Raw genomic sequence first — 1243 nt, 5'->3', positions numbered from 1 at the left:
CGGCTCGTCCCGCTCACGCCACGCCAGCCCCGCATACCACTTCGGCATAGACACTCCATGCAAGACCGCTGCGGCCTCGGTGCCGTTCCAGCCCTGTGCTCCGATCCGGTCGAAGCTGCGCCGCTCAACCCTCACCCACGTTCCACGGTCTGTCCGCGCCCCAACCGAGCGCCGCTTGCACACCACGGTGTCACGGAGCAACTGCATTTGAAGGGACCGCTCCACGTGTTCGAGAACGTCATCAACCGGCTCAACACGCAAGTCCACGGCCCGTGCACCAGGCGAAGTGAACCGTTCCGGGTTTGATCGAGACTCTAGGTTGTGACTGTGACCTGGGGTTTCGTGGTTTCGAGGTAGTAGTTGGTCTCGTATTCGGCGGGTGGGATGTGCCCGATCTCACCGTGCAGTCGGCGGTGGCAGTACCAGTCGACCCATTCGGCGGTGGCCAGTTCGACCTCGGAGAGTGTCTTCCAGGGCCGACGGGGCTTGATCAACTCAGTTTTGAACAGGCCGATCGTGGACTCCATCAGGGCATTGTCGTAAGCGTCGCCGACCGATCCGATCGACGCGGCGATGCCTGCCCGGTCGAGGTGCTCGGCGAGCGCGAACGATGTGTACTGCGACCCGGCATCGGAGTGATGTATCAACTCGCCTTTCTGATGGGATCGTTGATCTCGGTCGCGTTGCCAGAGGGCCATCTCGAGGGCGTCCAGGACGAGTCGGGTCTCCTTCGAAGTGGCCGCGGACCAGCCGACGATACGGCGGGAGAAGGTGTCCACGACGAAGGCGACGTAGACGACGCCGGCGAACGTGGCGACGTGGGTGAAGTCGGCGACCCAGCAGCGGTTCGGGGCCGGGGCGACGAAGTCGCGGTCCACGAGGTCTGGAGCCCGTTCCGCACTCGCGTCGGGGATCGTGGTGATCACCTTCTTGCCGCGGACCGCTCCGGTGATGCCGAGCTCGCGCATGAGGCGCTCGACGGTGCAGCGGGCCACCGCGACATCCTGGCGGTTCAGGTGCCGCCAGATCTTCCGGGCGCCGTAGACACGGTAGTTGGCCTCGTACACCTTTGTGATGAGGGTCTTGAGCTCGGCGTCGCGGACGGTGCGGGCCGCGGGCGTGGCCTGGCGCTTGTGGTGGGCGTAGTAGGTGGACGGGGCGATCTTGCAGTCGTGGTCGGTGAGGACCCGGCAGATCGGCTCGACGCCGCCGAAGCGGCCCTTGTGCTCGTCGATGAACGCTA

At 65.2% G+C, this 1243-nt stretch carries 1 protein-coding gene and 1 pseudogene; both read right to left on the bottom strand.

The window, feature by feature from the left end; all coding sequences use genetic code 11:
* A pseudogene (locus RH94_RS42620) lies at positions 1–267 on the bottom strand (hypothetical protein); the annotation flags it as partial.
* Between the two features lie 47 nt (positions 268–314).
* Positions 315–1243, bottom strand: a 929-nt coding sequence (locus RH94_RS06960; protein ID WP_079188869.1) for an IS3 family transposase, incomplete at its 5' end; no start/stop codon positions are given.

Origin of the sequence: Streptomyces kebangsaanensis, from assembly GCF_001906585.1 — a bacterium.
Lineage (GTDB): Bacteria > Actinomycetota > Actinomycetes > Streptomycetales > Streptomycetaceae > Streptomyces > Streptomyces kebangsaanensis.
The sequence above is the reverse complement of the archived record's forward strand: the minus strand, read 5'-3'. Positions and strand labels throughout refer to the sequence as shown.